Origin of the sequence: Micromonospora sp. NPDC000207 (assembly GCF_040300925.1) — a bacterium.
Lineage (GTDB): Bacteria > Actinomycetota > Actinomycetes > Mycobacteriales > Micromonosporaceae > Micromonospora.
Genome location: NZ_JBEPEQ010000243.1, coordinates 1 through 1,243 on the forward strand (window position 1 = coordinate 1; position 1,243 = coordinate 1,243).

Annotated in this window: 2 protein-coding genes; both read left to right on the forward strand. The window is 65.4% G+C overall.

Features of this window, described 5'->3' with window-relative positions; translation table 11 throughout:
- A partial coding sequence (locus tag ABT336_RS27445; protein WP_350900506.1) for a GntR family transcriptional regulator occupies positions 1-693 on the forward strand: 693 nt, incomplete at its 5' end.
- Positions 690-1,243, forward strand: a 554-nt coding sequence (locus tag ABT336_RS27450) for an HAD family hydrolase (RefSeq protein WP_350900508.1), incomplete at its 3' end; no start/stop codon positions are given. The genes ABT336_RS27445 and ABT336_RS27450, both read left to right, overlap by 4 nt.

Here is a 1,243-nt window from a genome sequence, read left to right on the forward strand (position 1 = left end):
GTGAAGCGTGCTCTTGATCTGCTCCGGGCAGAGCGGTTGATCGTTTCTCGGCAGGGAAGCGGCGCGTTCGTTCGCGCGCAAACGCAACGGCCCGTCGAACTGCGACCGCACATTGAGGCCACGTTCGAGCGACCTCACGTCACCATCGACTTCGCCGGGTTCTCCGGTGAGACGTTGCGCGACGCCCTTGCCGAAGCGCTCGACAAGGTTCGAGCCGGACGGCTTGCCCCGGAGACGATCACGGTACGCATCCTGATCTCGGACATGTCCGTACCGATGGCGTTGCCTGCGCGAGCTGAGACCCAGACTGACGATCCCGCCGTACGCGAACGAGCGGAGCGGATCACGCGGAGAGCGGCGGACGGAATCATCGATCAGGTGACCGAGCTGGGTGACCTCGGCCTCATTCGGTCGGCCACCGTCGAGGTGCGGATGCACCGAGCATCGCCACTGTTCAAGCTCTACGTCCTCAACGGCGAAGAGGTGTTCTACGGCTTCTATCCGGTCATCGAGCGGACGGTCTCAATCAAGGGGGAGCCGACCGCGATCTACGACCTCATGGGTAAGGATGTGCCGCTGTTCCACTACGCCGTGACCGATGACGACGCGTCCCACGGCACACAGTTCGTCGAGGCGTCGCGCCAATGGTTCGACTCGGTGTGGTCGACCATCGCGTACCGGTACGACGGATGAGCGCCGACCTCGGCCGACTGCTCGGTGAGGTCGGCGCGGTGCTACTCGACTTCGATGGCCCGGTGTGCAGCATTTTTGCTGGCTACCCTGCCCCACTGGTAGCCGGGGAGCTGGTCGATGTGCTGCGGCGAGAGGAGGTCGCGGTGACGTCTGACCTTGCTGACGAACCCGACCCGCTCGAAGTGTTGCGTCGAACCGGTGCATCCGGTGACCAGGGAGCCACGCGAGCGGTAGAGGCAGCGCTCTGCGCGGCGGAGCGCCGCGCCGTCGAGACCGCCGAACCCACGCCCTACGGAAGAGAAGTAATCGTGGCGGCCCGCCAGGCTGGAATGCCGGTGGCTGCGGTCAGCAACAACTCGGCCGGGGCGGTGAGTTCCTACCTGGTGGCTCACCGGCTTGCCGGGCACGTTACGCCCGTGATCGGTCGGGCCTACGCCGAACCGACCCGCATGAAGCCGCACCCCGAACCGATCCTGCAAGCCGTCCATGCTCTCGGCCAGTCACCAAGCCGTTGCGTTCTGGTCGGTGACTCGCTGACGGACATTGAGGG